The organism is Cupriavidus sp. R6-3 (genome assembly GCF_059772245.1).
This window is the reverse complement of record NZ_JCBAJO010000425.1, coordinates 1-1,707: the sequence shown is the minus strand read 5'-3', so window position 1 is coordinate 1,707 and position 1,707 is coordinate 1. Positions and strand designations below refer to the sequence as shown.

Annotated in this window: 2 protein-coding genes; one reads left to right on the top strand and one right to left on the bottom strand. The window is 69.4% G+C overall.

What is annotated here, in order from left to right:
* Positions 1-107 precede the first annotated feature (107 nt).
* Positions 108-986, top strand: a complete 879-nt coding sequence (gene htpX, locus AC6EI8_RS26360; RefSeq protein ID WP_149317504.1) for a protease HtpX — start codon at positions 108-110, stop codon at positions 984-986.
* 33 nt (positions 987-1,019) lie between these two features.
* Here the strand turns inward: htpX and AC6EI8_RS26355 are convergent.
* A partial coding sequence (locus AC6EI8_RS26355) for a GlxA family transcriptional regulator (protein WP_498383373.1) occupies positions 1,020-1,707 on the bottom strand: 688 nt, incomplete at its 5' end.

Genomic DNA, 1,707 nt, shown 5'->3' with positions numbered 1-1,707 from the left:
CTGATCCCCGGCCGTCCGCGCCGATTCCGAACCCGAAGCCCCGTGACCGCTCACGGGCCTTCGCCATGCGGCCCTGTCCGCGCCTTTTCCCTGTTGACTGAACCAAGATGAAACGCGTCCTGCTTTTCCTGGCGACCAACCTCGCCGTCATGATCGTGCTGAGCATCACCGCGAGCCTGCTCGGGGTGAATCGCTTCCTGACCGCCAACGGCCTGAACCTCGGCACGCTGCTCGCCTTCGCCGCGCTGATGGGCTTCGGCGGTGCCTTCATTTCGCTGCTGATGTCCAAGACCATCGCCAAATGGTCCACCGGCGCGCAGGTCATCACCCATCCGAGCACCAGCACCGAGCTGTGGCTGATGCAGACCGTCGAGAAGCTGGCGCAGCGCGCCGGCCTGCCGATGCCCGAGGTCGCCATCTACGAGGGCGAACCCAATGCCTTCGCCACCGGCGCGACCAAGAAGAGCTCGCTGGTCGCGGTGTCGACCGGCCTGCTGCAGAGCATGTCGCGCGACGAGGTCGAGGCCGTGCTGGCGCACGAGGTCGCGCACGTGGCCAATGGCGACATGGTGACGCTGACGCTGATCCAGGGCGTGGTGAACACGTTCGTGATCTTCCTCGCCCGCATCGTCGGCTACTTCGTCGACTCGATGCTGCGCCGTAACGACGAGGAGTCGAGCGGCCCCGGCATCGGCTACATGGTCACGGTGATCGTCTGCGAAATCGTGTTCGGCATCCTCGCCAGCATCATCGTCGCGGCCTTCTCGCGCCATCGCGAATTCCGCGCCGACGCCGGCGCCGCCCGCCTGATGGGCACGCCCTCGCCGATGGTGGCCGCGCTGCGCCGCCTGGGCGGCATGGAAGCCGACGGCCTGCCGCAGAACATGCAGGCGATGGGCATCTCGGGCGGCAAGTCGTGGCTGGCGCTGTTCTCCAGCCACCCGCCGATCGAGGCCCGCATCGCGGCGCTGCAGGGCACGCGCTGAAGTCGGACTGCGGGACCGTGGGACGGCCGTCGCTCAGGCGGCGGCGTTCACCGGTTCCCGCTCCGGCGTCTGCGTTTGCGACTGCGTTTGCGTCGACTGCGCCCGGAACGCGGCGCGATAGCGTTCCGGCGTGGTCCGCAGATGGCGCAGGAAGGCCTGCCGCATGCCGTCGGCGCTGCCGAATCCCGCCATGCGCGCCACCGTCTCCAGCCGGCGCTCGCTCTGCTCGAGCATCCGCCGCGCCGCCTCGACCCGCTGCGTCTCCACATAGCGGGCAGGCGTCTGCCCTACTTGCTTCGCGAAGACCCGCGCAAAATTGCGCGGGCTCATTGCTACCCGCTCGGCCAGCGCGCCGACCGACAGGTCCGCGTCGAGATGGTCGGCGATCCATCCCTGCAAATCCCTCAGCTCCGGACTCTGCGCCGCCTGCGCCTGCAGCGCGCTTGAGAACTGCGCCTGGCTGCCCGGCCGCCGCAGGAACAGCACCAGCTCGCGCGCCACCGCCAGCGAGGTGGCGTGGCCCAGATCGTCCTCGACCAGCGCCAGCGACAGGTCCATGCCCGCGGTGACGCCGGCTGATGTGTACAGCCGCCCGGCCTGGATCCAGATCGGATCGGCATCGACCGTCACGCGCGGATGCCGCCGCGCCAGCTTCTCCGCGTGGCGCCAGTGCGTGGTGGCGCGCTGCGTATCGAGCAGCCCGGTGCGCGCCAGCACGAAG

Coding starts and splice junctions, on each gene's coding strand:
- htpX (WP_149317504.1), top strand. CDS start 108: ATGAAACGCGTCCTGCTTTTCCTGGCGACCAACCTCGCCGTCATGATC.